Below are 25,614 nucleotides of genomic sequence, written 5' to 3' on the forward strand. Positions count from 1 at the left end.
GTGCGCCGCTGACGCGGCGCACTACGAAGCAATAGAGGATTAGAACTAGAGAGCGGAACGAGCGAAGCGAGTGGAGTGACCTTAGTTCGAATCCCTGACGGAGCATCCTTCCGTTTTCTTGAACCGCGAGCGACAGCGAGCGTGTTCGTCGTCGGGCCGACGAGAGCGCCGTCGACGGCACAAAGAGCTACGGTCGTGGCGTGGTATCTATCCACATGACCATCAGACGAGCGAGCGCAGACGACGTCGAAGCCATCCGAGCCGTCGCACGAGCGTCGTGGACGGCCGACTATCCGACGATACTGAGCCGGGAGACGGCCGAGTCGGGCGTCGACGAGTGGTACGAGCCGACGCAGTTGCGAGCGGAACTCGATCGACCGGCCACGTGCGTCTTCGTCGCCGAGCGGGGCGACGAGGTGGTCGGGTTCGTCCACGCGCTGTGGAACCGCGAGGAGGGAGTGGTGTTCCGCGTCTACGTCCACCCCGACCACCGAGAGACGGGGATCGGCAGCGACCTCGTCGACCGCGTCGGAAGCGAGATGGCGTCGCGCGATGCGGACCGACTGACGGCGATGGTGCTCGCGGACAACGAGGTCGGCCAGGGGTTCTACGAGAGTCTCGGCTTCGAGCGCGTCGACGAAGGAGAGACGACCATCGGCGGCGAGTCGTACGGCGAGTACAGCTACCGCCTCGAGATTCCGGACGGAGAGAGCGTCACTTCTGGTGCGTGAAGATGACGGGGCGGTCGTCGTGGACGGACACACAGAGGTCTAACGACTTACTCAGGTTGAGACTCGTCGCCTCCTCCTTACAGACGACCATGTCGTCGAACGGTTCCTCGCAGGCGGGACACGCCATCGCGACCGTGTTCTGGTAGGACTTGATCGCGGGGTTCTCCTCTCTGGGCGTCAGCGACGAGACGAGTTCGTCGAAGTTGTCCATGCGTCATCGACCCAGTGGCGATTATTAAACATTGTGACGTGTGTACAGACACCATGAGCGAACAGGGCTGTCCGAACTGCGGCGCGCCGTACAGACGAACCGCCTCGACGGACGAAGACCTCACCGGTGAGGTGTCGCTCCCGACCGAGACGTACGCGCAAGTCTGCTACCAGACGCGACTGACGAAGGAGAAGTACTTCGGCTTCACCCTCTACTTCCACCCCGAGACGCTGTACGCCCTCGAGAAACGAGAGGAGAACGCCGACGACGTCGACGGCGAGTGGCGTCGCGTCCGACTGTTCGCGACGGAGGCGACCGCCGCCGACGAACGCGAGAAACGCGAGCGGGTTCGGGACGTGGAACACCGAGTGCGCGAGGTGCCGTTGTCCGACGGACAACGGTGAGTCGGTAGGCGTGTCTGCATCGTAGAGTGTACAGAAGTAATTAAACAATACCGGCTACGGTCGGTCCCGGTCGTCGAGGTCGTCTCTCGTGTCGACGTCACGGTGGACACCCGAGTCGTCGACGGCGAGGCGGGTGACGGTGCTGTCGTCGAACAGTGCGCGGCCGCCTCGGTCGCCGTCGACGGCGGCGAGCGCGTCGAAGCGCCGGCGGTGGAACACCACGGGGTTGCCGCGCTGTTCCTCGTACGTCGGAACGACGGCGTCCGCGTCCGTCTCGCGGGCGGCGGCGACGAGTCGGTCGACCGTCTCGACGGTCACGTCGGGCATATCACCGAGCGCGAAGACGGCGTACTCGACGTCCACGGGGAGTGCATCGACGCCCACGGCGACCGACGTGGACTGACCGGCGTCGTACCGCGGGTTCGTCACCGTCTCGACCGGGAGTCCCGTCAGCGCCTCGCGCACGCGTTCGGCGTCGTGGCCGAGGACGACGACGACCGGATCGACGGCGGCCGCACACACCGTCTCCGTGGCACGACGCACCAGTGGGTCGTCGTCGACGCCGACGAGCAGTTTGTTGCCGCCGTCGAACCGAGAACCGACTCCCGCGGCGAGGACGACGGCCGCCACTCTCCCCTGACGTCCGTTTGCATTTGCCTCGTTCGTGTCGTCCGCGTCGACCATCGACGTTCGTGTTACCGTTACTCGTGTAATTACTTAAGTTCACGTGTCGGGCGTGAACCGTCGATCGGGACTCTGGTCATTCGTGCGTGATAATCCAACGCTGAATTTTATACACGTCGCCGACGCGACGGAGAGCCAGGCGAGGAACGCGGAGGTCGTTCTCGCGGTCGTGGGCGACTTCGCGGCGCGAGGCACGACCGTCAGTGGACAGATACAGGAGGTCGGCGCCGGCGTGAATCAGCAGACGACCGCCGTCGGCCACGTCTCCTCGGTCGCGGCGGCGGTCGGCGACATCTCTACGGGGATGTCCACACAGTTCGGGCAGTTCGATTTGAGTGACGAGACGACGGGAGGACGGCGGCGAGAGGGAGACGGGGACGAACGAGCGCGAGCCGACGGCGAGTTCGAGTTCGGTTATAGGGGGACGCCCTCGTCGAACCGCGGCAGGTAGTCGCGGCCACCCTTCTCGACCTGCAGCTCTCCCTCTTCGACGACGACCTCGCCACCGACGATGGTGTGCGTCGGGAGGCCCGTCAGCTCCTTTCCGTGGTACGTCGAGTACCGTGGTTCCATCGTGTGATAGAAGTCGTCGTCGACGACCGCGCTCTTCTGGAGGTCGACGACGACCATGTCGGCGTCGGAGCCCTCGACGAGCGCCCCTTTCCGTGGGTAGAGCCCCCAGCGCTTAGCGTTGTTCTCTGCACAGACCTCGACGAGTCGCTCCATGCTGATGCGGTTCTTGTTGACCCCCTCGCTCACCATCACGGGGAGGAAGTACTCGATCCCGTTGTTGTCGCCGGGGATGGCCTCCCAGACGTCACCGTGTTTACCTTTCTCCTTCTCCTTGAACTCGATCTTGTGCGGGCAGTGGTCCGTCCCGAGGTAGTCGACGACGCCCGTCCGAAGCCCCTCCCAGAGCCGTTTCTTGCTCGCCTCGCCGCGCAGCGGCGGTGAGATCTTCCCCCAGACGCCGAGCTCTTCGTCGTGTTTCGTGTGGCTGAGGAACGCCGGCAGCGTCTCGGCGTGGATGTTGACACCTTTGTCCTGGTAGCGTTCGCAGATGTCGACACCCTCGCCCGTGCTCATGTGGACGATGTAGGCGCGCGAGTCGGTGAACTCCGTCAACTGGGCGATCTGTTCGACCTGCATCGCCTCGCAGATGTTCGGTGCGCTCTCGCACCAGGCGAGCAGGTCGTTGCGGTCCTCCGCTTGGAGTTCCTTCCGGCGCTCGATGGCGAGATCCTCGTTCTCGGCGTGGAACATGACGACGCCGTTGGGGATCTCGGCCACCTGCTTCAGCACCTTGTACGTCCGGCCCGCGTCGGAGTGGTCGATTCCCAACTCCGGTGAGGCGTGCTTGTACCAGTTGAAGAACACCTTGTACGAGCGGATCCCCTCCTCGGCGAGTCCCTCGATCTCCTCGACGTGGTGGTCCTGGTGGACGATGGCGTGGTACGCGAAGTCGATGTAGGAGTTCGCCGCGCCGACCTCGCGGAAGAACTCCATGTCGGGGAGGTACGGGTCGCGCTGCAGCAGGAAGTTGACGACGGTGGTGACGCCGCCGTGGACCGCTCCGCGCGTCTCCGTCTCGAAGTCGTGGGCGAGTCCCTCGTGGTAGTCCTCGAACTCGTAGCGGGACAACCCCCAGTGAACGTGGGGGTCGATGAAGCCGGGGACGAGGTAGTTGCCTTCGGCGTCGATCTCCTCGTTGGCGTCCGGGAGGTTCGACCCGACGGCGACGATCTTCCCGTCACGAGCGGCGACGCCGCCGTGGATAGTGCCCGACGGCGTGACTACTTTAGCGTTGACTACGCGGAGGTCCGCGGTGGTTGCTGACATATCGTATGTCGAATCTTGGCACCGGAACTTATAGCTATGCCTTCGGGGGGTCAGCCGAGAGACAGTTGCCGGCGTCGTCGACGGTCGGGATACGGGTCAGCGGTCGGTCGACCCGCCCTGCTGCGCCAGAAGCGGTTCGAGTGCCCGTTTGAGCGGGTCCACGGAGTGGGGATAGACGACGAGCGGTTTCGCTCGACCGACGACGCGGATGCGGACGCGGTTGCGCTTACGGTACGTGAGAGCGAGGCTGGCGACGCCGACGACGGCGAACGCCAGACCGAACAGCGCGTCGAACTGCAGCGAGTAGAGACCGTAGCCGACGATGACGAGGCCGAGGATGGCGACGAACCAGTCGACGTCCTCGAACGTCACCTCCTCGATGTCGTCGGCTGCGACCCGGTACTGCTCGTCGGTGGCGACGACGAGCGCCGACGAGGTGACGCCGACCCACCCTCCACGGCGGAGGTCGGTCGTGAACTCGAAGCGGTCGTCGTCGGGCGACGTCCCTGTCATCGTCTCTCACATCCGAGAGGGAGGGTCGTCACTGTTTCGGTAAATCTGACGGAGCGACGTCCGCTCCTGCGCGTCTCGGCGCGCAGGACGCGGCAGTCGTGGAGTGAATCGACCCCACGGCACCCGCCAGCGCGTATCTCGTCGCGCGCAACGTGGAAGCCGTTGGGGTGAGGGCGACCCCACGGCACCTGCCAGCGCGTATCTCGGCGTGCACAACGCAGAAGCCGTGGGGGTGAGAACGATTCCACGGCACCTGCCGGCGCGCGGGAACAGTCGCTCGATGGGCGGCGATGAAGAGAAGAGAGCAATTCAGTCCGCGCGAGACGGTGGCACGTCTTCGTCTTTCCCGCCGAGGCGCTGCCAGAACGGGACGAAGTCCGAGTCGTCTTCGGTCATCTGTTCCCACTCGACCAGTCCGCGCTCCTCGCGGGAGCCTTCGATGGTGTTGTCGAGGAAGAAGGCGATGAGGCCGCCGACGGCCATCCCCGTCGACCCGATGACGAAGATGGTGTTGGCGACGACGGTCGTCCCGAGGATGCCGCCGAGGACGGCGACGCCGGCGAGTCCCTCCTGGAACGCCGAGGCCGACCCGACCTGCCCCATGTACGCCGGAATCGCCAACCCCGCGAACAGCGCGAAGCCGACGATGAACACGTTGCGGTTGGAGTCGAGGTCGATGAACTTCAGGTTCGACAGGCCGACGGCGGTGATCTGTCCGAACATGACGATGTAGAGCCCGCCGACGATGGGGGCCGGGATCGTCGCGAACAGTTGGCCGATGGGGCCGATGAAGCCGACGACGATCATGACGAGCGCGCCGATCTGGACGACGTATCGGGAGGCGACGCCCGTGATGCCGATCGCGCCGACGTTCTCCGTGTAGGAGGTTGACCCGTTGCCCGTCCCCATGACGCCCGCGAAGGTGTTGCCGAGACCCTCCATCCCGATACCGTGATCGATGCGACGGCTGGACGGCGCACCGCGCCCGGCCATCCGAGCGACCGAGTGGTAGTCACCGAACGACTCGATGGAGGAGGCGAGCATCCCGGCGATCATCCCGATGATGAACGCGGGGGTGAACTGCGGCATCCCCCACTGGAACGGGTAGATGGGCTGGACGACGCTGGCCGCCGCAACCGAACTGAAGTCGACGTAGCTCACGGTCCCGGGAGCGTAGAAGCCGGTGACGGACATGACCGCCGCGAACCCCCAGGCGACGACGATGCCGATGAGCACCGGAAACAGCCGGAACAGGCGGTGGTACTTGTCGAGGTACTGCGAGAACAGGATGATGGACACAAGCGTAATACCAAGAAGCCACCAGTTCTGTCCCGTCCCGTCCGCCCCGAAGTTCGGATTCGTGATCTGCGGAACGTTGAACAGTGCGAGGCCAATGAGCGCGATGACGGGCGCGATGACGATCGGACCCATGTAGCGCTTCAGTTTCCCCATGACGCCGAAGTAGCCGATGAGCACCTCGACGAGACCAGCGACGATGACGGCCCCCTGTAGTTCGAGGAGTGAGGCCCGCCAGAGCGGTTGGGCGGGGTTCGACGCCGCGACGACGCCGATGATGGCGAGCGCCGGTGCGAGCATCGAGAACGTCCCGCCCTGGACGATCGGGTAGCGGTTGCCGATGGTGGTCTGTGCGAGCGTCGCGATACCGGAGACGACGAAGAACGTCCCGATGAGACGACCAATCTCGCCGGGAGCGGCCTCGAACATCCCCATCGCCCCCGCCAGCGCCAGCGGGATGGCGACGGTCGCGCCGATCATCGTCAGATAGTGCTGGAAGCCGAGGAACACCGACTCGAGCAGCGGTGGTTTCTCGTCGATTCCGTACTCGATGAAGCTGGACTCCTCGGGCCCGCCGGGGTTCCCCTCGGGGCCGACAGTGTCGTCGCTCATCTGTTAACTCCTATTTGGTCTCCGTACATTCTCGAATTCTGTTGTGTGTCGGATGATGGCATGGGTCTACCAGGGAATGTGCTTGAAGCATTAGCATAAATCTACCGCAATTTTTACTCGAACCGTCAGCTGAAACGCAGCACGTGGGGTGCAAACGTTTTTCAGGGTGGTCGGAGTGCGGAGGGTATGGGTGCAGAACCGAGCTACGGCGTTCACGCCGAGCTGGACGTGATGGTAGAGATGCGAGACGGCGTCCGTCTCGCGACGGACGTCTATCGACCGACCGATCCGTCGACCGGCGAACCGGTCGAGGAGCCGCTCCCGGTCCTGTTGGACCGCACGCCGTACGGCAAACGCGGGCGGATGGAGCGACACGGGGAGTGGTTCGCGAAGCGCGGTTACGTCGTCGCGATCCAGGACTGCCGCGGCCGCTTCAACTCCGAGGGCGACTACTACATCTTCGTGAACGAGGCCGAGGACGGACACGACACCGTCGAGTGGCTGGCCGAACAGGAGTACTGCGACGGGCAGGTCGGTACCATCGGCACCTCCTACGGCGCGTGGGTCCAGAGCGCGCTCGCGACGCAGAACCCGCCGCATTTGGCAGCGATGTTCGTCAACCAGGGGGCGGCCAACGGCCGGAAGGCCACGTTCCGCCACAACGGGACGTTCGAACTCCGGTGGCTCTGCTGGGCGCTCACGCTCGGTGGCGGCTTCGCGAAGCGCGCACTCGACGACCCCGACGTACAGCAGCTGCTCGCCAACGTCGACGTTCGAGACGTGCTCGCCGACAGCCCCGTCCTCCCCGGACAGTCACCGCTGCGACACATCCCCGACTACGAGGAGTGGACGTTCGACATCATGACCAAGGGAGATGCGGACGACGAACTCTGGCAGTCGCCGGGCGTCAACTTCGAGGCGCACTACGACGAGAGCGCCGACGTCCCCACCGTCTACTCAGGCGCGTGGTACGACTCCTACACGAAGGCCACCTGCGACAACTTCGAGGCGTTCGCCTCGAGGAGCGAGAGCGACCAGTTCCTCCTCATGGGTCCGTGGACTCACGGTTGGAACACCTACCCGCTGCCCTCGTGGAACAAGTCCTACTCCGGCGAACTGGAGTTCGGCGACGACTGTCTGATGGACTACCAGCAGACCCGACTGGACTTCTTCGACCACTACCTGAAGGGGAGAGACAGCTGGAGCGACCAGCCGACCGTCCAGTACTTCGAGATGGGTCACGGCGACGGCCACGCCGCCCGCGACGGACGACTGTTCCACGGCGGCGAGTGGACCAGCGCCGACGAGTGGCCCCCCGCCGACACGGAGTCCACGAACTACTACGTCCACGGCGACGGGACGCTCTCGACCGAAGAGCCAGCAGCGGACGGCGGGTCGACGAGCTACGAGTTCGACCCGAAGGACCCGGTTCCGACGCTCGGCGGCAACTGCTCGTCGTACATCACCTACGAACCGCGCGAGGAGAACATCCTCGAGTACCCGCTCGCCAACCGGAATCTGCAGGACATCACCGGCCGCGGCGGCTACGACCAACGGACGCGACCGGACACCTTCGGCGCGGAGGCCCCGTACGGACCGCTCGAACAGCGCGACGACGTGCTCGTCTACCGGACGGAACCGCTGGAGGAGGATCTGGTCATCACCGGCCCTATTCGAGTCAGCGTGTTCGGGTCGACCGACGCCGCCGACACCGACTTCACGGCCAAACTGATCGACGAGTATCCGCCGTCGACGGAGTTCCCCAACGGGTTCGCGCTGAACCTCTGTGACTCCGTCTGTCGCGCGCGCTACCGCGGCTACCGCGACCACGAGGACTTCGTCGACCCCGGCGAGGTCTACGAGTACTACATGGAGCCGTACCCGACGGCGAACGTGTTCAAGGCGGGCCACCGCATCCGGCTGGACATCTCCTCGTCGAACTTCCCACGGTACGACGTCAACCACAACACCGGTGGACCGCTCTACGGCGACCGCGAGTACGTCGTCGCGACCAACACGGTCCACCACGACGCTGCCCACCCGACGCGTATCGAACTGCCCGTCCAGCGTCGCTGACGGTCGCCGCCGACGCGATCCGACGGATCGTCGCCGGCCGACTGTCGACGGTGGTTCTTGAGAGTTTGTTCCACGGCAACACTTATACAGGTGCTGTTCATTATCGACACGTACCAGTATGAGTCATCTTCCCACTCGGGCGGGGGTGTCCCGCCGACCGACGGGTCGGGAGGTGGTCGCCGGATGAAGCCGGCCACCTTCGAGTACCACCGCCCCACGACGGTCGCCGAGGCCACCGCACTGCTCGCAGAGCACCACGACGCCGAACTGATGGCGGGCAACCAGTCGCTCGGCATCATCATGGCGAACCGACTGGCGACGCCGAACCACCTCGTCGACATCAACGACCTCGACGAACTGGCGTACGTCGACGTCGACGACGACACCGTCTCGGTCGGCGCGCTCACTCGACACCGCGACATCGCGGCCTCGGCGGACCTACAGGCCGCCATGCCGATGTTCTCGGCGGCGGCCGAACAGATCGCCGGGCCGAGCGTCCGCAACCTCGGCACGCTCGGCGGCAGCATCGCCGAGGCCGACCCCGCGGGCAACTACCCCACCGTGTTGGCCGCGCTCGACGGTGAACTCCACATCACCTCCTCGGAGGGCGAGCGGACCGTCGACGCGGCCGACTACTTCATTGCCTACATGTTCACCGACCTCGCGGAGGACGAACTCATCACGGGCGTCTCCGTCTCGCGGGACCCGTTCCCGACCGACCGAACCGGAATGGCGTTCCTCGAGCAGAAACCCGCCACGCAGACGTGGCCGACTATCAGCGCCGGCACCGCGATCCGCGTCGACGACGCCGACGCCGACGACCCGGTGGTCGAGGAGGCGCGCGTCGCGCTCGCGAACGCCGCCGACGTCCCGCTCCGCGTCGAAGCCGCCGAGGAGGCGGTCGAGGGCGAACCGCTGAGCGAGGAGACGCTCGCGGCGGCGGCGGAGGCCGCGGTCGCCGAGGCTCGTCCGGGCGGCGAGCTGCACGCGGACGAGGAGTACAAACGAGAACTGGCCGGCGAGTACACGAAGCGCTCGCTCGAAACGTCCTACGACAACGCACAACACTAACAGATCATGATGGAATTCAACGGCGACTTCACCTCGGACCACGACCGCGAAACGCTCTGGAACTACTTCACCGACCCCGAGATCCTGGCGACCTGCGCGCCGGGCTGTGACCACATCGAGATGGTCACGCCCTCGGAGCTGAAGGCGACCATCGCCGTCGGCGTCGGCAGCGTCAAGCCCACGTTCGACGTCGACATGGTCGTCACGCAGACGATCGAACCGGAGCTGCTGCAGATGCAGGTCGAGGGCGACGCCAGCCGCAACTCGTTCGACACCGTCGCCGAGATGCGTCTCGCGGAGAACGCCGACGGGACGACGACCGCCGAGTGGGAGGCGCAGGCCAACGCCTCCGGCCTCATCGCCAGCATGGGCCAGCGCGCGCTCGGTAGCGTCGCCGGCCGCATCGTCGACAACTTCTTCAAGGATCTAGAGGAGATGGCCGACGAGGGCGTCCCGGCCGTCTCGAAACTCGAAGGCAAGCCCGACGCGGAAGCGTCACTCGAAGGCTGAGTCGCGCACTCACGGCAGTGTCGGTTCTCACTGTTCTTTTCATCGAGTCGGAGCGACCGCGTCTCGGTCGTCTCCGTACCGTGTTCCCGCTCTCGTTCTCGCTCTCACGACGAGCGAACGCGTCGCTCCGGTGCAAGAGCAGAAGACGACCGCCGGGCGACGTGTCGATTACTCGTCGTCGTCGCGCTCGCGGAGTTTCCGTCGGAGGCGGTCGGGCGTGACGGGGATCTCGTCGGCGACGATACCGAGCGGTTCGAGCGCCGCGTTGATCGAAGAGGCGATGGCAGCCGGGCCGTCGATCATCCCCCCTTCGCCGGTCCCCTTCGCGCCCGTGGCGGTGAACGGCGACGGCGTCTCCGAGTGGTGGAGTTCGACCGGTGGGATGTTCTTCACCGATGGGAGCCGGTAGTCGAAGAACGTGATAGCCTGTGGCTGGCCCGCCTCGTCGTAGCCGAACTCCTCTAACAGCGCCGCACCGATCCCCTGTGCGAGCCCGCCGTACGCCTGTCCCTCGACGATCTCGGGGTTGAGTTGCGTCCCGCAGTCGCGCAGCGAGTAGAACTTCAGGATCTCGACCTGTCCGGTGTCGGTGTCGACCTCGACGATCGGCGCGTTGGCGGCGAACGCCGCCGTCGGGTAGACCGGGAACTTGTTCCGGAGCGCCTCGTCGAACGCCGGTAACTCGGTGGCGGGATGTTGGTAGTCGTAGCTCACGCGCGTCTTCGGGTCGTTGAGACCGCCGTCGATCTCGGCGAGGTCGGCCAGCGACAGTCGGTCGCCCCCGTCGACCCGCTCGACGCCGCCGTCGCGGTAGGTGACGTCGTCGACGTCGACGCCCCACTCCTGGGCGGCGAGCTGCCGAAGGTTCTCCGTCAGTTTCTCGCCGACGCCCTGGGCCGCCCCCGACAGCATCACGGCCATCCGCGAGGCCGCAGAGCCGTACACCGTCGGTGCGGCGACGCTGTCGAGATAGCCTGTGTCGACGTCGCTCGGGAGGATCTCGAGTTCGTCGGCGAGCAGTTGGGCGACGATGGTCTGGTGACCCTGTCCGGAGGAGTCCGCGGCGAGCCACGCCTGAATCGTGCCGTCGGACTGGACCTCCACGCGGAGATGTTCGGGTAGTTCGGCGACCTCGTCACGGTCGCGGGTCTGTAGCGCTTCGCGGTCGCTGCGTTGTCGGTCGGTCCAGTCCGAGCCGCTGACGCCGGGTTCGATGAGGAGCGTGTAGTTCACGCCGCGGTACTTTCCCTCCTCGCGCTTGGCCTCGACGACCTCGGGGTCGAGCAGCCCGCCCTCACAGAGCTCCTTCTCCTCGACGATCTCCTGGATGCGGTCGAGCGCCTCCGGGTAGTCTCCGGAGTCGTAGACGTTGTGCGAGGCGATGGTGTACGGCATCTGGTCGGGTTGGACGAGATTGCGATGGCGGAGTTCAGTCGAGTCGATCCCGAGTTCGCGGGCCGCCTCGTCGATCACCATCTCCAGCGCGTAGAAATGGGGCGGGACACCGAACCCTCGGTACGCTGTCTGCGACGTCTTGTTCGTCAGGACGAGATCGTAGTCGTAGCGGACGTCGCGGATGTCGTACGCGCCGGAGACGACCGAGAGCGGTTTCAGCGCCTGGTTGACCGGATAGCGCGGGAACGCCCCGAAGTCGTCGACGAACCAGGTGTCGAGTCCGCGGATCGTCCCGTCGTCGTCGACGGCGAGTCTGACACGGTAGTTCCGGTCGGTACAGTGCATGTCGCCACCCTGTAGGTTCTCGACGCGGTCCTCGACGAACTTCACGGGCGTCCCATCGAGCTGCTGGCTCGCCATCGCCGACAGCGAGCAGTAGCGGTGGATGGCGATCTTCGTCCCGAAACTGCCGCCGATGTCGGCCGGGACGTTCAGTCGGACCTTCTCCGGCGGGTAGCCCAGCGTCTCGTAGACCGTGTCGTCGACGAGCGTGTGCAGTTGGATGTTGCAGTCGATGTCGAACTCGTCGTCGTCGGGGTCGTAGGTGGCGACGACGCCCGCGGTCTCCAGCGGCACGCCCGAGATACGGCCCCACGAGTACTCGCGCTCGACGACGTTGTCCGCGTCTTCGAAGGCGCCGTCGGGGTCGCCGAACTCCAGACACTCGCCGTCGGGGACGTTCGTTCCCACATCTTCGTGGACGACCACCTCGTCGTCGCAGGCGGCGACGGAGTCGACGACCGGCTCCAACTGTTCGTACTCGACGCGGACGAGGTCGACGACGTCCTCGGCGACGTAGCGGTCGGTGGCGACGACGGCGGCGACGGGTTCGCCGACGAAGCGCACCTTGTCGACCGCCAGCGACCACTCCTCGAACCCCTCCAGTCCGCAGGGCATCGGGTTGTAGCCCTCGACGAGGTCCTCCCCCGTCAGGACGAGCGCACAGTCGGGGTGTTCCTCTGCCTTGCTCGTGTCGATCGACTCGATACGGGCGTGCGGGTGGGTCGTCCGCAACAGCGCCATGTGGAGACAGCCATCGGGCGTGATGTCGTGGACGTACTCGGCCCGTCCGGTGAGGATGCGGTGGTCCTCGACGCGCTTGACGCTGCTGCCGGTGAACGTCTCGCGTCTGCTCTCGTCGCCCGCGCTCGCGCCGGGTTCCGACTGCGTCTCCGCGTGGGTGTCCGTCTGCGACATCAGTCGTCCCCCGTCCCGGCCGCCCCGGTCTCGCCTTCGCCGTCCATCTCGTCGGCCGCCCGTCGGACGGCGTCGTAGATGTTGTGGTAGCCGGTGCACCGACAGATGTTGTCGGCGAGTCCCGCGCGGATCTCCTCGTCGGTGGGGTCGGGGTTGTCCGCGAGCAGCTCCTTCGTCGCCATGACGAAGCCGCTCGTACAGAACCCACACTGGAGGGCGTGTTCCTCGTGGAACGCTTCTTGGACGGGGTGGAGCTCTCCGTCTTCGGCGAGCCCCTCGACCGTCTCGACCTCGCCGCCGTCGGCCTGTACGGCGTAGACGAGACAGCTCTTGACGTTTCGACCGTCGAGGGTGACGGTACACGCGCCGCAGACTCCGTGTTCACAGCCCACACGGACGCCGCGCAGGCGCTGGTAGTTTCGGAGGAAGTCCGAGAGCTTCAACCGGGGTTCGACCTCCGCGGAGACCTCCTCACCGTTCAACGTGAGCGATATCTGTTCGGTCGGCCGCTCCGACTGCTCTGATGCATCAGTGCTCATGGATAGGGATAGACTGAATGAGGGAAGTTACCATGATAAGTGTTTCCGCAAGTCGGGGCAGAGAGACGGGGTCGGACTCTCCCTCCGGTCGCCCGAGAGCTCAGTCGCGGGCGACCCGGTCGTGGATCGGCCCCGCACGGTCGGTCAGGCGACCCCCGTCGCGCCCGTTGTGGACGGCGAGCAGTTCCGAGACGGCGCTGAGCGCGATCTGTGAGGGGTGGTCGCCGCCGAGGTCCAACCCCACGGGCGTCGCGATGCGGTCGAGGTCGGCCCGTTCGAGGGGAGTTCCCTCCTCGGCGAACGCCTCGCGCATCTCTTCGAAGCGCTTCCGCGGCCCCATCAGCCCGACGTAGGGGACGGCCGTCTCCAGCAGCGAATCCAGGGCGAGGCGGTCGTCGACGAAGTTGTGCGACATCAGGAGCGCGTAGGTGTGTTCCGGTGCGTCGACGGCGCTGGCCAGATCCGGCGCGCGCGTCGGGAGCACCTCGTGGGCGTCGGGGAACCGGTCGACGTCGGCGTCGCCGCCGCGCCCGGTGACGACGCGAACCCGGAACCCTGCCTCGCGCCCGAACCGGACGACCGGGTCGACGTCCCGCTGGCGACCGAACACCAGCAGGTCCGGTGCGGGTTCGAGCACGTCGACGAAGACGTCGACCGCCCCCGCATCGGTCTCGACCGTGACAGTCGCCGCCCGCCCGGCCTCGCGGAGCGAGTCGACCTCGTCGGCGAGCACGTCGAGGACGTCGGCGGGGAGCCCCGTCCGGCCGCGAGCGACCCGGTCGGGTGAACCGTCCCCGCCGCCGGTCAGCGTCGTTCGGTCGCCGACGGCGACGGCCGGATCGGTCGAGGCGACGGCCGTCGCGAGCACGACCGTTCGCTTCGCTTCGAGTTCGTCGACCGCCGGGCGAAAGCTCTCATCGACCGGTTCGACGAGGATGTCGACGACGCCGTTACAGCCGAGTCCCATCCCCCAGACGCCCTCGGCGTCGTTCGTCAGGTCGAACCGTTCGGTTCGGGGCGCACCGCTGTCGACGACGGCGGCGGCGACGTCGGCGACGGAGTCCTCCAGACAGCCGGCGGTCACCGCGCCGGTGCTGTCGCCGCTCGCCGAGACGACGAGTTTCGCACCGGGGCGTCGGTAGGCCGACCCCTCGACGTTCGTCACCGTCGCGACGGCGGCCGGCCGCTCGGTCGAGGTCGAGGTCGAGAGCGACGCCCGGAGTGCGCGGTAGCTACCCAGCGGCGTCGTGTCCCACTCGTCGGACGTTGCGTCGGTCATGGCTGTAGGTGGGGGTTCATCGGATATCAGTCTTCGTCCGTGTCGGCCGCGGTGGCCGTCTCGGCGCCGTCGGTCGAGGCCGCGGGGTCGGCCTCGCCGACCAGTCGGTCGAGTTCCTGCCCGGAGTAACCGAGTTCGCGGAACACCTCGCGGGTGTGTTCGCCGAGTCGGGGCGGGGGGGACCGAAAGCCGCTCTCGGCGTGTCTGAACTTCAGCGGATGTTCGACGACCGGCAGCTCTCGACCGTCGGCCTCCATCGTCCCGACCATCTCGCGGGCCTCGGTCTGTTCGTTGTCGAGCGCGTCCGCGACCTCCTGGACCGGCCCGGCCGGGACGCCCGCCTCGACGAGCACCTCCATCCACTCGTCGGTCGTCCGCTCTCCGAGCGTCGACTCGATCTCCGCCTCCAACTCGTCCATCGCGTCGACGCGGTCGGCGTTCGTCTCGAACCGCTCGTCCTCGGGGAGGTCGGGGCGGTCGATGGCGTGACAGAACTCCTTCCAGAGCTTCTGGTTGAGACAGGCGACGTTGAGGTGGCTGTCCTTCGTGCGGAACGTCTGGTACGGCGCGAGCACGGGGTCTTTCGTCCCCATCCGGCCGGTTTCCTCGCCCGCGAACACCTTGCCGGCCTGCTTCGTCAGCCACGGGAGGGTGGCGTCGAGCATCCCGAGGTCCATGTACTCGCCCTCGCCGGTGCGTTCGCGGCGGTAGAGCGCCGAGACGATGCCGAAGGCGGCCCACATGCCAGTAATGAGGTCCGTCTGCGGCAGGCCGACCTTCACCGGCTGGCCGTCCGCTTCGCCGGTGACGCTCATGATGCCCGAGAGCCCCTGCACCAGCAGGTCGTAGCCGGGACGCTCGCGCCACGGGCCGGTCGCACCGAACGCCGAGATGTCACAGTAGACGATATCCTCGCAGGCCTCGGTGACGGCGTCGTAGTCGACGCCGAGACGCTCGGCCGTCCCGGGGCGGAAGTTCTGGACGAACACGTCTGCCTCGGCGACGAGGTCGAACAGCGCCTCCGTGCCCGCCTCGCTCTTGAGGTCGAGTTCGACGCTCCGCTTGTCGTAGTTCACCGTCCAGTAGTACGGCGACTCGCCGTCGAGAAACGGCGGACCGCTGTGCCGGATGTCGTCGCCGACGTCGGGTCGTTCCACCTTGATCACGTCCGCCCCCTGATTCGCCAGCATCAGCGAGCAGAAACCGCCGGTGACGAACGTCGAGAGGTCGACGACGCGCACCCCCTCCAGTATGTAGTCGCGTGAGTTCACACCCCTCAAAAGCCGACCGACCATGAAAAGCGTTACCCAACCCCGTGGTGTGCGCGGCGGTCAACGGACGCCGAGCGACACCGACCAGAGCACGGCGACGACGACGACGGTGAGCGTCATCACGGCGAACCCCGCGACGTAGGAGGCGGTCTCGCTCAGGAGGCGGCCGACGAGCCACGGGTAGACGAGCGCGCCGGCGTTGCCGACGGCGGTCATCCCGACGAGCGTCACGCCCGACTCCTCGCCGAGGTTGGCGAACGCGAGACTGAAAAGCGGCCCGAACGGGAGGCCGAACCCCGCACCCGTCGCGACGAGCGAGACGAGCAGCAGCGTCCGGTTCCCGCCCGCGAGCCCGGCGGTGACCCCCGCGAGCGTCGCCGCGAGCACGACGAGCGAGAGGAAGGCGGCCGTCGACTCGCCGAGACGACCCGCGAGCACGCCGCCACCGCCGCGACCGAGCACCGTCGCGAGCGAAAACCCGGTGAGGACGGCGAGCGCCGGCGCGCCCGCCACACCCGCGAGCACGTCGCTGTACCAGGTCGTCGCGACGATGAGGAAGCCGAAGGCGGCCATGTTGCCGAGCCCGAGCGTCAGTCCGACCGCCGACCGAAACGGTGCGAGGTAGCGGCCGAGCGGGAGACGCGGCCGGTCGCCGACGGGACGGACGCGGGCCGTCGCGACGCCGCCCGCGAGCGCCAGCGCCAGCGCGACGGCGGCCGGGGCGCTGGGGCCGACCAGCGCGACGGCGTCCGGCCCCAACGCCACCCCGGCGGCGAGACCGAGCGTGAACAGCGCGCCAAGCGCTCCCTGCGTGCTCGCGGTCGCCGGCCCCGTCGTGCGGAGACCGCCGTACGTCATGCAGGCGACGAAGGCGGCGCCCATCCCGACGCCGAGCAGGAGCCGCGAGAGGTAGACCACGGAGAGCGCGAGCTCCGCCCCGAGTCCGGCACCGACGCCGCCGAGGACGAACCCGCCGGCCGCGACCCGGTGGACCGGCCACGTCCGCGCGAGGCGGTCGGCCGGGAGGACGGCGACGAGTTGGCCGAGCAGGTAGACGGTCATCCCCAATCCCGCCGCGTCCGGGGACACCCCGCGGTCGATGAGCAGCGGGACGACCGCCCCGTACGCGCCGACGGCGATGCCGAGGCCGAACAACCCGGTGCCGAGCGCGGCGACCGCACCCCACGGCACCGTCTCGGCGGCGACCGCTCGACGCGCGGCGACGGTCGCGCTCATTCGAGGACCGGGTAGGGGACGACTCGGACCGAGTCGCCGGCCGCGAGCGGTTCCGTCGTCACGACGACGCCGTCGGCGCGGGTCGCCCGCGTCGACGACGAGAGCACGCTCGGGTCGAACGTGTCGGCGTACACGGAGAGCGGCGAGTCGGCGTGTCCCAGCGGCATCGCCTCGGGCGTTCCCGTCTCAGCGTTTCGGGCTAGCGTGACCGGGACGGCGTACTCGAACCCCGACGGACCGAGACCGACGTCGCGGGCGAGCGTCGCCGCGACCGTCGGCAGCGACACGTCGCCGGTGAAGAACGGGCGAGCGACGAGCGTCGCGACGGTGTGTGCGCCGACCGGTTTACCGGGTATGGCGAACGCTACGGCGTCGTGGTCCGCGAGGCGGGCGACGGCGATCGGTTTGCCCGGTCGGAGGCGCACCCGGTGGAACAGCACCTCGCCGAGTTCAGAGAGCGCCCGGACGACGTGGTCTTTGTGTCCGACGCTGGTGCCGCCCGTGGTGACGACGACGTCGTGACGTTCGGCAGTCTCGGTGACGAGCGACTCGACGCGGTCGTACTCGTCGGGCGCGCTCCCCTCGAAGGTCGCCTCGTGGCCCCAGGCGTCGACGAGTCCCTGCAGCATCGCCGAGTCGAGATCACGGCTGACGCCCTCGTGGATCTCGGTGCCGGTGGCGAGGACGCCCACCGAGAGCCGCTCGTACACCTCGACGTCGTCGCGACCGAGGTCGCCGAGCAGGATGGCGTCCTTCGGGCCGAGTCGATCGCCCACCGCGAACAGTTCGTCGCCCGCACGGAAGTTGCTCCCGCGCTCGTAGACGTAGGTGCCGGGCGAGACGTCGGGACCGGCGCGGAGTTCGCCGTTGGCGACGGTCGCGTCCTCGCGCTTGATCACGGCAGTGGCACCGCGGGGGACGGGCGCGCCGGTGGCGATCCGCGCGGCCTGTCCGGGTTCGAGGTCGCCCGGGTCGCCCTCGGGGAACACCTCGCCCTCGCGGAGTTCGAAGGGGTACGACTCGCGGGCGTCGAAGGCGAACCCGTCCATCGTCGCGTGACTGTGGGCGGGCGCGTCGACGTCGGCGACGACCGACTCGGCGAGGACGCGGCCCCCCACGTCGGCGAGAGCAACGCGTTCGGTGTCTCGAGTCGGCAAGAACGCTTCGCGGAGCGCGAGGACGCGGTCGACCGCCGCCGTCCGGTCGAGCATGTCGTCGTGGTCGTGCATACCGCTCGTAGCGCGGAGGAGGTGAAAACTGTTGGCCCGGTCGGTCGTGGTTCCAGTCTCCCCGAGTCAGGGGCGAAGTACCGCCATCCCGTGGTGATCGCCGCGCCGGATGCACTCGTGGAGCGCGGGAACCTCGTCGAGCGAGACGCGGTCGGTGACGACCGGGTCGACGCGGCCGTCGGCGAGCAGTCTAGCGGCGCGGACCACCTCGTCCTTCGTCGCGTAGCGCGACCCCAAGAACGAGGCCTCCTTGACGACGAACTCCTTCATCGGCGGGTCGAACCGCCGGTCGTGGTGGGTGGTCAGCGAGACGACCCGCCCGCCCATCGCGAGCGCCTCCCACGCCGCAGAGAGCGTCTCGAGGTCGCCGACGGTGTCGACGACGACGGAGGGTCCTGCTCCGTCTGAGCGGTCGCGAAGTCGGGCGGCGAGGTCGTCCTCACGGGCGTCGACCGGCGTCACCGCGTCCGGGGTCACCTCGTCGACGTGGGCGAGTCGATCCGAGTCGACGTCGGCCGCGAGGACGCGCGCGCCGCGCAGGGCGGCCAGTTGCGAGAGGTGGACGCCGACACGACCGGCCGCGCCGACGACGAGGACGGTGTCGGTGTCGTCGACGGCGGCGCGGTCACAAACGTGCAGCGGCGTCGCGAGGCCGTCGGCGGCGACCGCGCCCATCTCGAAACTCGCCTCGTCGGGGAGCGGCAGGAGGTTCGCTGCGGGGACGACCGTCCGCTCGGCGTACGCGCCGTCGCGGTGGACGCCGAGCCAGCCGCTGAAGTCGGTGCACCGAGCGGTGTCGCCTCGCCGGCAGGCGTCGCAGGCCCCGCAGGTGAGATAGAAGTAACAGAGCACCCGGTCGCCCGGTTCGACGGCGTCGACGCCGGGACCGACGGCCTCGACGACGCCCGCGAACTCGTGGCCGGGGACGCGCGGCGTGAGGGCGGGGTCGTCCGAGAGCCCACCCCGGATCGCGTTCTCGATCGTTCTCGTCACGCCGCAGGCGCGGACGTCGACGAGTGCCTCACCGGAGCCGGGCTCTGGGACGTCGATACGGTCGGTCGTCAGGTCGCCGTCCCACTCCTCGAGGACGACGGCGTCTGTCTGTGTCACGCCACGGCCTATGCGAAACGTTCGCATAAAACTCCCGGCAGAGCCGTGCCAACAGTTATGTGTTCGATGATTCATGATAGCTTGTCACATGACTCGTCCAGACACCGCGGTCCGCGGCGACTCCCCCGCGACCGACATCGTCGAGTACGACATCGAAGACAAACCACCCGCGGGCGAGGCGGTCCCGCTCGGGATACAGCATCTGCTCGCGATGTTTCTCTCGACGGCCGCGCTCCCTATCGTCATCGCGCGGGCCATCGGATTGGGGGCGGCCGACACGACGTTCATCCTCCAGATGGCGCTGCTGGTCGCGGGCGTCGCGACCATCGTGCAGGCGTACCCCATCGGTCCAGTCGGTGCGCGACTCCCCGTCGTGATGGGGACGAGCGCCATCTTCGTCGCGCCGCTCATCGACGTCGGCAGCCAGTTCGGCCTCGCGGCCATCTTCGGGGCGGTCATCGTCGCCGCGCCCATCGAGGTGCTCATCGGCTACTTCATCGACGACGTCCGCGGGCTCTTCCCGCCGCTCGTCACCGGCATCGTGGTGATGCTCGTCGGACTCACGCTGATCCCGGTCGCGATGGACTACTCCGCCGGCGGCCCCGGCGCGGCGACCTACGGTAACCTCGAGAACGTGGGACTCGCGGCGCTCGTCTTCGCCATCGCCATCGGGCTGAACCAGTTCTTCGACGGCTTCCTGAAGATGGTGAGCGTGCTCGTTGCAGTTGTTGTCGGCTACCTCGCGGCGATCCCGCTCGGGCTGCTCGACCTGAGCGGCGTCGCCAGCGCCGGATGGTTCTCGGTGCCGACGCCGCTGGCCTACGGCGTCGCCTTCGAACCGAGCGCCATCCTCGTCGTCGCCTTCGCGTACATCGTCACGGCCATAGAGACCATCGGCGACATCTCGGGGACGACCGAGTCGGTCGGCCGCGACCCCGAGGGGAGAGAGCTGAAGGGCGGTCTCGTCGCCGACGGCGTGATGAGCGCCGTCGCGGGCGTGTTCAACGCCTTCCCCAACACTTCCTTCTCGCAGAACGTCGGCCTCATCAGTTTCACCGGCGTCGCGAGTCGGTACGTCGTCGCACTCTGCGGCGCGATGCTCGTCGTCCTCGGCTTCGTCCCGAAGGTGGCTGCGGTCATCGCCGCGATGCCGAACCCGGTGCTCGGCGGGGCGGCGATCGTCCTCTTCGGGATGATCTTCTCGGTCGGGATCCGTATCGTCACCCGCGGCGTGACGCTCACGCAGCGGAACCTGACCATCATCGCGACGTCCATCGTGCTCGGCGTCGGCGTCGAGGTGCGTCCGGACGTGCTGTCGAGTCTGCCGGACGAGGTGCGACTGCTGGCCGGGTCGGGACTCATCGCGGGCGGCGTCACTGCGGTCGTGCTCAACGTGGTGCTGCCTGCCGACGAGGCCGACGTCCGGGACCGCGACTCCGACCCTACGGCCGTCTCGACGGACGGTGGTCAGGAGTAGACAGCGTAAAGAATCAAAAACCGAACCGCTGGTCTCCGACTACTCTTCTTTGAACGCGACGCAGCGACAGACGCTGGACTCGCCGCCCTCAAACCGCCACGGGAAGGTGCCGATCTGGACGCGCTCGTTCAGCAGTTCCTCGGGGACCTGTGCGTTCTCGACGTGGACGATCCCCTCCGGGAACAGTTCGGTGTGCATCAGCTGGTAGCCCTCCGGCGGGAAGATCTCGTCTAAGTCGTCGACGCCGAGTTTCTTCGCCGCCTCCTTTGCGAGTTCGGGACGCACGTCGCGGATCACCGTGTTCATCGGGTGGTCGGCGCTCCCGCAGTCGAGGACGAGGTAGTTGAGGTTCATGTCGCGACACCACTCGGCGAACTCCATGTTCGGACCGGGGTGTTTGCAGAAGAACGCGTGCGGGTCGGCCTCCTCGCGGTGGTAGGCGTACTTCTGGTAGCCGGTGTGGACGAAGAGGATGTCGCCCTCCTGGACGTCACAGACGTCCTCGATCATCTCGCTGGTGTAGACGTCGTAGTCGCCGACCTTGTCGGAGATGTCCGCGACGACGGCGTCGCCGACGAGCTCCTCCAGCGGCATCTCGGCGATGTCGCGGCCGTGAGCGACGAAGTGTTTCTCGCCGTCGAGGTGGGTCCCCGTGTGATTCATGAACTCGATCTTCTGTCCGTTGACCTTCTCGGTGTCGAGACTCTTCTCGTACCACACCTTCGGGTTGTCGTAGGTTGGCCAAGCGGGCGTGTCCTGTGACCACGGTTGGGTCAAGTCGTACATCTCGTAGCCGTCAAGCATACATCCGACAGTCCCAAGGCAGGGACTTAACCGTTCGCCCCGCGGTAGCGATCCCCAGAATTCGGTCCGAGCGGAGCGGTCGACGCCGAATCCCGTCGAAAACCGCCGCGAGCGCACCCCGACGCTACTGGTACGCGATGTTGAGTTCGAGTTCGTTCGTCGCACCCAGCAGCAACGACGGGAACTCCTCCTCGAAGCGCTCGCCGCGCATCCGGTTGATCGGTCCGGAGATGCTCAGCCCACCGATGACCTCGCCGTCGGCGTCGGTGACCGGCGCACCGACCGCTCTGAGCCCTTCGATCGTCCCCTGGTCGTTGATGCTGTACCCACGCTCGCGGATACGGTCGAGTTCGTCGAACAGGTCGTCGCGGTCCGTGATCGTCTGGTCCGTCAGCGACTCCAACCCGTGACGGGCGAGTATGTCCTCGACGCGCTCGTGCGGAAGGTTCGAGAGGATGGCTAGCCCCGCTGCGCTCGCGTGGACCGGGACGCGCTTCCCGGGGTAGGAGTCCGCCTTGACGGCGTGGTTGCCGGTCTTCCGGTAGACGTACACCGCCCGACCGTGCTCTTCGACCATGAACTGGGCGCGTTCGTCGGTCCGACGGGCGAGCTCGTCGACCTTCTCCATCGCCAACTGGTAGGCGGGGTCCCGAGTCCGCGTGAACTCCCCGAGGTCGAGGAACTGGAGACTGAGCACGTAGCCGTCGTCGGTGTCGACGACGTACCCGCGTCGTTCGAGCGTCTTGAGGTGGCGGTGGGCGGTGCTCTTCGAGAGGCCGAGCTCCCGGGCGACGGTCGATAGCCGGACACTACCGGACGATCGGAGCAGTTCGACCACGTCGAGCGCCTTCTCTACCGACGAGACGGTGTTCGTGTGTGAGTTCATTGATGACGTGTGTATCAGCCCATACATAATGAAAGTTCCGTATCGTGGGATGACCCTCTCGGAGAAGATTCAGTACGTACGGCAGGCCGGATTGTGGAATCCGGTCGCCAACTTGTCGGACGAGAACACGGTCGTCGTCCCGCCCAGCCGAACAAGCGCGTGGGGCGGAAATGGGAGGTGTGACTAATCAGACCGTCGATATCGTCCTCCTAGGGCCACGGTCTCGGCTATTCCCCAGACGAGAGGGAGTGAGAGTGTCACGAACGATAAGGTAGTTGTTCTCCTGTGTCGAACGCTTGTGAATCTGAGATTCGCGCACAGAGGTTGGTGAGAAGTCGTTCTACGTGACCCTAAGAAGGATAGATACAGGACGATCAAACAGATAGTCAGCTCAGGCGCGGCCGACCTCCACGGAGCCGGCTCTGAACGGTGTTCCGTATCACGGGAAATAGCTGACGGACGCCGAGCCCTGTCGGCGAGACTGGGTTACACACCTATCACTGTAACGGCAGTCGACGGCGTGGCCGTTCGAAGTTCGCTGTCGTTTGATGAAACGATACAACTGTTCAACTACGCTTTCGTGTGTGACGTCTATTGAGATATCTCCGTTCTTCTCGCGCTCTTTCCAGCCTTTGAACTCGTGGACGGAATCGGGTAAAACTCTGAAGTCGTTTCCTCAGTTCGTCGAGACGATCTCGACGACGTCACGATGAGTGAGGTCGTGGTCGGAGCCGATCTGTCGTTTCGCTCGACAGTCGACGCCGTGGAGGAGTCCGTCGCCGATGTCGGAGTGGAGGTGGTACGCGAAGTCTTCGGTCGTCGAGTTCTCGGGGAGGATGAAGCAGTCACGGAAGACCCCCTTCTCGTCTTTCGACCCGTTGGCGCTCCCGGGGAAGATGGCGATAGCTCCCATCACGTCGAACAGCGCCCGCTCAAGTGCGGCCTGCACGCCCGTCCCCTCGTACTGATTGACGAACTCGCGGATCTGCTCGAGGCCGGCCTGCTGGTCGTCGCTGATGTCGCCGACGATATCGAAGTCGGCGTCGCCGGGACGGTAGTCGACAACGCCCGCGTCGGCCGCCTTCTTTAGCGCCTTCTCGGCGTGGGCGCTCGCCGGGACGAACGTCAGATGGTCGTAGTCCGGGTCGGACGTGATCTCCTCGAAGTTCGCCTGCGCCTCGGGTGTGTCCATCTTGTTGGCGCCGATGACGATCGGTTTCGTCCGCTTGCGGATCTCGCGGGCGAGCGCCTCGCGGTCCTCGTCGCCCCACGTCTCAGGGTCGAGATCGAGACCGAGCGAGAGGACGATCTGCTTTATCTCGTCTTTGTTCGTCTTGAACGCGCTCATCTGCTCTGCGAGGTCGACCTCGATCTGTTTCTCCTCGCCGGAGTAACCACTGCGGTAGCGCTCGATCCCCTTCTCTAGGATGTCGAGATACCACATGTCGAGTTCATTCTCGAGGAAATCGATGTCGTCGCGAGGGTCGTGTCCCTCCGTCGCCTCACCCTCGATGTCGGTCTTCCCCGAGAAGTCGACGATGTGAACGAGGACGTCCGCCTCGTTGAGGTCTGTCAGGAACTGGTTGCCGAGCCCTTTCCCCTCGTGTGCACCGGGGATGAGTCCGGCGACGTCGACGAGTTTCACCGGGACGAACCGCATCCCGTCGTCGCAGTAGCCGACGTTCGGTGTGCACGACTCGTCGAACTCCGGGGCAGCACACTCGACGCGGACGTACGCCTCGCCGACGCTCGGATCGATAGTGGTGAACGGGTACGCCCCCTCGGGGACGTCGTTCATCGTCGCCGCGTTGAAGAAGCTCGACTTCCCCACGGAGGGTTTGCCGACAAGACCGATCTTGTAACTCATTACTCGCTCTGGACGAGCGACGCTGAAAAGCGATTCTACCCGAGAGCCGTATGAGAGAGAGACTCTCGCTTTCCTGGACCCCTGTCTCTCCGGCGACGACCGGTCGTCGACGGCCGCTCGCTTCGACGACTCTATGACGGTCGAAACACTCACTGAAACTATGAGCGGCGACACCTTCGGCGTCGGTATCGGGGTCACCGAGACCGATCTCCAGTTCCTCGTCCAGGTCCCCTCGGACATCGACTCGGAGTGGACCAACCCCGAGGAGTTCCAACGACTGGTCGAACAGACCGTCTGGGAACGACTCGACCAACAAGCCGTCCTCCAACAGATCGCGTCGACGACGCCTGCCGGCGAAACTGTCCGACTCGGGACGGTGACACTACAGCCGGACGGAACCGTCGTCGCCCACTCGCTCGAGACGCCGGACGCGTCCGAGTGAACGGTTCCCTGTTCCCACGCCGAACCCGTGGGGATTTCCCGGACGAACCCGAACGACGTCGTATGCAGCTGAGCGACGGGAGTCGACGAGACGACGAGAGCACCGTCGACGCCGATTCCTCCGTTCGGGCCATGCAGGACGCAGCGCTCGAACGTGCACTCCTCTCGTCGACCGACAGAAGCGACTACGTTGCCTTCGCGGGGGCACTCGAACGCGCCCGCCTCGACGGCGATCTGTCTCTCTCCGGCGTGACGGTGCTCGCCTGTCTCGTCGGTCTCCGGCTCGGCCAGCGGGAGACCACCCTACTCGACTTCGCGAGCGGTGACCGACCGACCGACGATCTCCTCGTCGAAGGTGCAGTCGTCGCGTCGGAACGGTTCGAACTCTCCTCGATGGAGGCGGCGTCGCTCGCGAACCGGTCGGTCGAGGACTTCGAGACCGAACTCGAACGTCGAGATCGGATCGAGTGACGGACCGACCCTCACTCGGGTGAGCTGCGCCCGCCTTCGCGCCGCCAGGCGCGATGGTGGGCCCTATCTGCTGATGCTGTGCCGTCGCTGCCGCGGTACTGTCGTTGCTTGTGTGATACTGACTGTTTCGTCGCGGACGCGGGGCTGTCGGTAGCGCGTCGCAGACGCGGTGCTGTCGCTGTCCGGTGCTGTCGCTCGTCGCTACAAATGAAATAAGCCCCCGAGCACCGAATGCTCGGGGGCTAAGATATGAGTGGAGGCGGCGAAGAAGTGTTTCCAGAGGGTCTCCCACTCCAGTACTTGCTTCCACGCTGGTGAGCTTAACTTCCGTGTTCGGGATGGGTACGGGTGGAACCTCACCGCTGTGGCCGCCTAAACGCCGACCTACGGAATCGAACCGTAGTC

24 protein-coding genes and 1 rRNA gene are annotated in these 25,614 nt (G+C 66.5%); 9 read left to right on the top strand and 16 right to left on the bottom strand.

From position 1 onward, the window contains the following. The first annotated feature begins 215 nt into the window (after positions 1–215). The gene (locus tag BSG17_RS23365; RefSeq protein ID WP_089827792.1) at positions 216–731 is read left to right on the top strand and encodes a GNAT family N-acetyltransferase; all 516 of its coding nucleotides are present in this window, start codon (positions 216–218) and stop codon (positions 729–731) included. Here the strand turns inward: BSG17_RS23365 and BSG17_RS23370 are convergent. Next, the gene (locus BSG17_RS23370; protein ID WP_089827793.1) at positions 715–942 is read right to left on the bottom strand and encodes a DUF7385 family protein; all 228 of its coding nucleotides are present in this window, start codon (positions 940–942) and stop codon (positions 715–717) included. The two genes, BSG17_RS23365 and BSG17_RS23370, sit on opposite strands and share 17 nt — an antisense overlap. A 53-nt stretch (positions 943–995) precedes the next feature. On the opposite strand from BSG17_RS23370, the gene BSG17_RS23375 reads away from it, so the two are divergent. Beyond that, the gene (locus BSG17_RS23375) at positions 996–1,346 is read left to right on the top strand and encodes a hypothetical protein (RefSeq protein ID WP_089827794.1); all 351 of its coding nucleotides are present in this window, start codon (positions 996–998) and stop codon (positions 1,344–1,346) included. Positions 1,347–1,400: 54 nt separating this feature from the next. On the opposite strand, the gene BSG17_RS23380 is transcribed toward BSG17_RS23375, so the two are convergent. Next, positions 1,401–2,030 carry a nucleotidyltransferase family protein gene (locus tag BSG17_RS23380; protein WP_089827795.1) on the bottom strand — a complete coding sequence of 210 codons (630 nt, stop codon included), beginning with the start codon at positions 2,028–2,030 and terminating at the stop codon, positions 1,401–1,403. A gap of 82 nt (positions 2,031–2,112) precedes the next feature. Here BSG17_RS23380 and BSG17_RS23385 point away from each other — a divergent pair, with 82 nt between their 5' ends. Continuing rightward, complete coding sequence (locus BSG17_RS23385) at positions 2,113–2,481, top strand: hypothetical protein (RefSeq protein ID WP_089827796.1); 369 nt, start codon at positions 2,113–2,115, stop codon at positions 2,479–2,481. On the opposite strand, the gene BSG17_RS23390 is transcribed toward BSG17_RS23385, so the two are convergent. The 3 genes from BSG17_RS23390 to BSG17_RS23400 form a co-directional block, all read right to left on the bottom strand. Continuing rightward, positions 2,445–3,869: a dihydroorotase gene (locus BSG17_RS23390; protein WP_089827797.1), complete on the bottom strand. Its 1,425-nt coding sequence runs from the start codon at positions 3,867–3,869 to the stop codon at positions 2,445–2,447. The two genes, BSG17_RS23385 and BSG17_RS23390, sit on opposite strands and share 37 nt — an antisense overlap. 96 nt (positions 3,870–3,965) lie before the next feature. Next, positions 3,966–4,382, bottom strand: a complete 417-nt coding sequence (locus BSG17_RS23395) for a hypothetical protein (RefSeq protein ID WP_089827798.1) — start codon at positions 4,380–4,382, stop codon at positions 3,966–3,968. 309 nt (positions 4,383–4,691) lie between these two features. Beyond that, entirely contained in the window at positions 4,692–6,290 is a 1,599-nt protein-coding gene (locus BSG17_RS23400) for a uracil-xanthine permease family protein (protein ID WP_089827799.1), read from the bottom strand. Positions 6,291–6,476: 186 nt separating this feature from the next. On the opposite strand from BSG17_RS23400, the gene BSG17_RS23405 reads away from it, so the two are divergent. From BSG17_RS23405 to BSG17_RS23415, 3 genes are all read left to right on the top strand, one after another. Next, entirely contained in the window at positions 6,477–8,366 is a 1,890-nt protein-coding gene (locus BSG17_RS23405) for a CocE/NonD family hydrolase (protein ID WP_089827800.1), read from the top strand. 183 nt (positions 8,367–8,549) lie between these two features. After that, positions 8,550–9,437 carry an FAD binding domain-containing protein gene (locus BSG17_RS23410; RefSeq protein ID WP_089827801.1) on the top strand — a complete coding sequence of 296 codons (888 nt, stop codon included), beginning with the start codon at positions 8,550–8,552 and terminating at the stop codon, positions 9,435–9,437. Between the two features lie 6 nt (positions 9,438–9,443). Further along, a complete protein-coding gene (locus BSG17_RS23415; protein ID WP_244531692.1) occupies positions 9,444–9,947 on the top strand; it encodes an SRPBCC family protein in 504 nt (167 codons plus the stop codon). Between the two features lie 168 nt (positions 9,948–10,115). Here BSG17_RS23415 and BSG17_RS23420 read toward each other — a convergent pair whose 3' ends face one another. The 7 genes from BSG17_RS23420 to BSG17_RS23450 all read right to left on the bottom strand — a co-directional run bounded on the left by BSG17_RS23420 (position 10,116) and on the right by BSG17_RS23450 (position 19,263). Beyond that, entirely contained in the window at positions 10,116–12,599 is a 2,484-nt protein-coding gene (locus BSG17_RS23420) for a xanthine dehydrogenase family protein molybdopterin-binding subunit (RefSeq protein ID WP_089827802.1), read from the bottom strand. Beyond that, positions 12,599–13,138, bottom strand: coding sequence for a (2Fe-2S)-binding protein (locus BSG17_RS23425; RefSeq protein ID WP_089827803.1), 540 nt, complete (start codon positions 13,136–13,138; stop codon positions 12,599–12,601). Before BSG17_RS23425 ends, BSG17_RS23420 begins: the two co-directional genes overlap by 1 nt. Before the next feature lie 100 nt (positions 13,139–13,238). Continuing rightward, positions 13,239–14,417 (bottom strand): XdhC family protein, encoded by a 1,179-nt coding sequence (locus BSG17_RS23430; protein WP_089827804.1) that lies wholly within the window; start codon positions 14,415–14,417, stop codon positions 13,239–13,241. Positions 14,418–14,443: 26 nt separating this feature from the next. Further along, complete coding sequence (locus BSG17_RS23435; protein WP_244531693.1) at positions 14,444–15,688, bottom strand: CaiB/BaiF CoA transferase family protein; 1,245 nt, start codon at positions 15,686–15,688, stop codon at positions 14,444–14,446. Between the two features lie 60 nt (positions 15,689–15,748). Next, positions 15,749–16,924 carry an MFS transporter gene (locus tag BSG17_RS23440; protein WP_089827806.1) on the bottom strand — a complete coding sequence of 392 codons (1,176 nt, stop codon included), beginning with the start codon at positions 16,922–16,924 and terminating at the stop codon, positions 15,749–15,751. Next, positions 16,921–18,153, bottom strand: coding sequence for a molybdopterin molybdotransferase MoeA (locus BSG17_RS23445; protein ID WP_089827807.1), 1,233 nt, complete (start codon positions 18,151–18,153; stop codon positions 16,921–16,923). The genes BSG17_RS23440 and BSG17_RS23445 overlap by 4 nt, the downstream gene beginning before the upstream one ends. Positions 18,154–18,219: 66 nt before the next feature. Further along, entirely contained in the window at positions 18,220–19,263 is a 1,044-nt protein-coding gene (locus BSG17_RS23450; RefSeq protein WP_089827818.1) for an alcohol dehydrogenase catalytic domain-containing protein, read from the bottom strand. A gap of 88 nt (positions 19,264–19,351) precedes the next feature. Between BSG17_RS23450 and BSG17_RS23455 the strand changes: the two genes are divergently transcribed. Then, positions 19,352–20,740 (top strand): uracil-xanthine permease family protein, encoded by a 1,389-nt coding sequence (locus BSG17_RS23455; RefSeq protein WP_089827808.1) that lies wholly within the window; start codon positions 19,352–19,354, stop codon positions 20,738–20,740. 39 nt (positions 20,741–20,779) lie between these two features. Here BSG17_RS23455 and BSG17_RS23460 read toward each other — a convergent pair whose 3' ends face one another. From BSG17_RS23460 to BSG17_RS23470, 3 genes are all read right to left on the bottom strand, one after another. Further along, positions 20,780–21,544 carry a cyclase family protein gene (locus BSG17_RS23460; RefSeq protein WP_089827809.1) on the bottom strand — a complete coding sequence of 255 codons (765 nt, stop codon included), beginning with the start codon at positions 21,542–21,544 and terminating at the stop codon, positions 20,780–20,782. A gap of 124 nt (positions 21,545–21,668) precedes the next feature. Then, the gene (locus BSG17_RS23465; protein WP_089827810.1) at positions 21,669–22,430 is read right to left on the bottom strand and encodes an IclR family transcriptional regulator; all 762 of its coding nucleotides are present in this window, start codon (positions 22,428–22,430) and stop codon (positions 21,669–21,671) included. Positions 22,431–23,106: 676 nt separating this feature from the next. Continuing rightward, positions 23,107–24,297, bottom strand: a complete 1,191-nt coding sequence (locus tag BSG17_RS23470; RefSeq protein ID WP_089827811.1) for a redox-regulated ATPase YchF — start codon at positions 24,295–24,297, stop codon at positions 23,107–23,109. A gap of 160 nt (positions 24,298–24,457) precedes the next feature. Here BSG17_RS23470 and BSG17_RS23475 point away from each other — a divergent pair, with 160 nt between their 5' ends. Continuing rightward, positions 24,458–24,739 carry a DUF8124 family protein gene (locus BSG17_RS23475; protein WP_170864938.1) on the top strand — a complete coding sequence of 94 codons (282 nt, stop codon included), beginning with the start codon at positions 24,458–24,460 and terminating at the stop codon, positions 24,737–24,739. 62 nt (positions 24,740–24,801) lie between these two features. Further along, the gene (locus tag BSG17_RS23480; protein WP_089827813.1) at positions 24,802–25,209 is read left to right on the top strand and encodes a hypothetical protein; all 408 of its coding nucleotides are present in this window, start codon (positions 24,802–24,804) and stop codon (positions 25,207–25,209) included. 254 nt (positions 25,210–25,463) lie between these two features. Here BSG17_RS23480 and rrf read toward each other — a convergent pair. Further along, positions 25,464–25,585: ribosomal RNA gene (gene rrf, locus BSG17_RS23485) — 5S ribosomal RNA — on the bottom strand. Between the last annotated feature and the right edge of the window lie 29 nt (positions 25,586–25,614).

The organism is Halogranum amylolyticum, assembly GCF_900110465.1.
In the GTDB taxonomy this organism is placed as follows: domain Archaea; phylum Halobacteriota; class Halobacteria; order Halobacteriales; family Haloferacaceae; genus Halogranum; species Halogranum amylolyticum.

What these genes read in the sequence shown, in the direction of transcription:
- BSG17_RS23365 (WP_089827792.1), top strand. Translation starts at nt 216, where the DNA reads ATGACCATCAGACGAGCGAGCGCAGACGACGTCGAAGCCATCCGAGCC.
- BSG17_RS23370 (WP_089827793.1), bottom strand. Translation starts at nt 942, where the DNA reads ATGGACAACTTCGACGAACTCGTCTCGTCGCTGACGCCCAGAGAGGAG.
- BSG17_RS23375 (WP_089827794.1), top strand. Translation starts at nt 996, where the DNA reads ATGAGCGAACAGGGCTGTCCGAACTGCGGCGCGCCGTACAGACGAACC.
- BSG17_RS23380 (WP_089827795.1), bottom strand. Translation starts at nt 2,030, where the DNA reads ATGGTCGACGCGGACGACACGAACGAGGCAAATGCAAACGGACGTCAG.
- BSG17_RS23390 (WP_089827797.1), bottom strand. Translation starts at nt 3,869, where the DNA reads ATGTCAGCAACCACCGCGGACCTCCGCGTAGTCAACGCTAAAGTAGTC.
- BSG17_RS23395 (WP_089827798.1), bottom strand. Translation starts at nt 4,382, where the DNA reads ATGACAGGGACGTCGCCCGACGACGACCGCTTCGAGTTCACGACCGAC.
- BSG17_RS23400 (WP_089827799.1), bottom strand. Translation starts at nt 6,290, where the DNA reads ATGAGCGACGACACTGTCGGCCCCGAGGGGAACCCCGGCGGGCCCGAG.
- BSG17_RS23405 (WP_089827800.1), top strand. Translation starts at nt 6,477, where the DNA reads ATGGGTGCAGAACCGAGCTACGGCGTTCACGCCGAGCTGGACGTGATG.
- BSG17_RS23410 (WP_089827801.1), top strand. Translation starts at nt 8,550, where the DNA reads ATGAAGCCGGCCACCTTCGAGTACCACCGCCCCACGACGGTCGCCGAG.
- BSG17_RS23415 (WP_244531692.1), top strand. Translation starts at nt 9,444, where the DNA reads ATGATGGAATTCAACGGCGACTTCACCTCGGACCACGACCGCGAAACG.
- BSG17_RS23420 (WP_089827802.1), bottom strand. Translation starts at nt 12,599, where the DNA reads ATGTCGCAGACGGACACCCACGCGGAGACGCAGTCGGAACCCGGCGCG.
- BSG17_RS23425 (WP_089827803.1), bottom strand. Translation starts at nt 13,138, where the DNA reads ATGAGCACTGATGCATCAGAGCAGTCGGAGCGGCCGACCGAACAGATA.
- BSG17_RS23430 (WP_089827804.1), bottom strand. Translation starts at nt 14,417, where the DNA reads ATGACCGACGCAACGTCCGACGAGTGGGACACGACGCCGCTGGGTAGC.
- BSG17_RS23440 (WP_089827806.1), bottom strand. Translation starts at nt 16,924, where the DNA reads ATGAGCGCGACCGTCGCCGCGCGTCGAGCGGTCGCCGCCGAGACGGTG.
- BSG17_RS23445 (WP_089827807.1), bottom strand. Translation starts at nt 18,153, where the DNA reads ATGCACGACCACGACGACATGCTCGACCGGACGGCGGCGGTCGACCGC.
- BSG17_RS23455 (WP_089827808.1), top strand. Translation starts at nt 19,352, where the DNA reads ATGACTCGTCCAGACACCGCGGTCCGCGGCGACTCCCCCGCGACCGAC.
- BSG17_RS23460 (WP_089827809.1), bottom strand. Translation starts at nt 21,544, where the DNA reads ATGCTTGACGGCTACGAGATGTACGACTTGACCCAACCGTGGTCACAG.
- BSG17_RS23465 (WP_089827810.1), bottom strand. Translation starts at nt 22,430, where the DNA reads ATGAACTCACACACGAACACCGTCTCGTCGGTAGAGAAGGCGCTCGAC.
- BSG17_RS23470 (WP_089827811.1), bottom strand. Translation starts at nt 24,297, where the DNA reads ATGAGTTACAAGATCGGTCTTGTCGGCAAACCCTCCGTGGGGAAGTCG.
- BSG17_RS23475 (WP_170864938.1), top strand. Translation starts at nt 24,458, where the DNA reads ATGAGCGGCGACACCTTCGGCGTCGGTATCGGGGTCACCGAGACCGAT.
- BSG17_RS23480 (WP_089827813.1), top strand. Translation starts at nt 24,802, where the DNA reads ATGCAGCTGAGCGACGGGAGTCGACGAGACGACGAGAGCACCGTCGAC.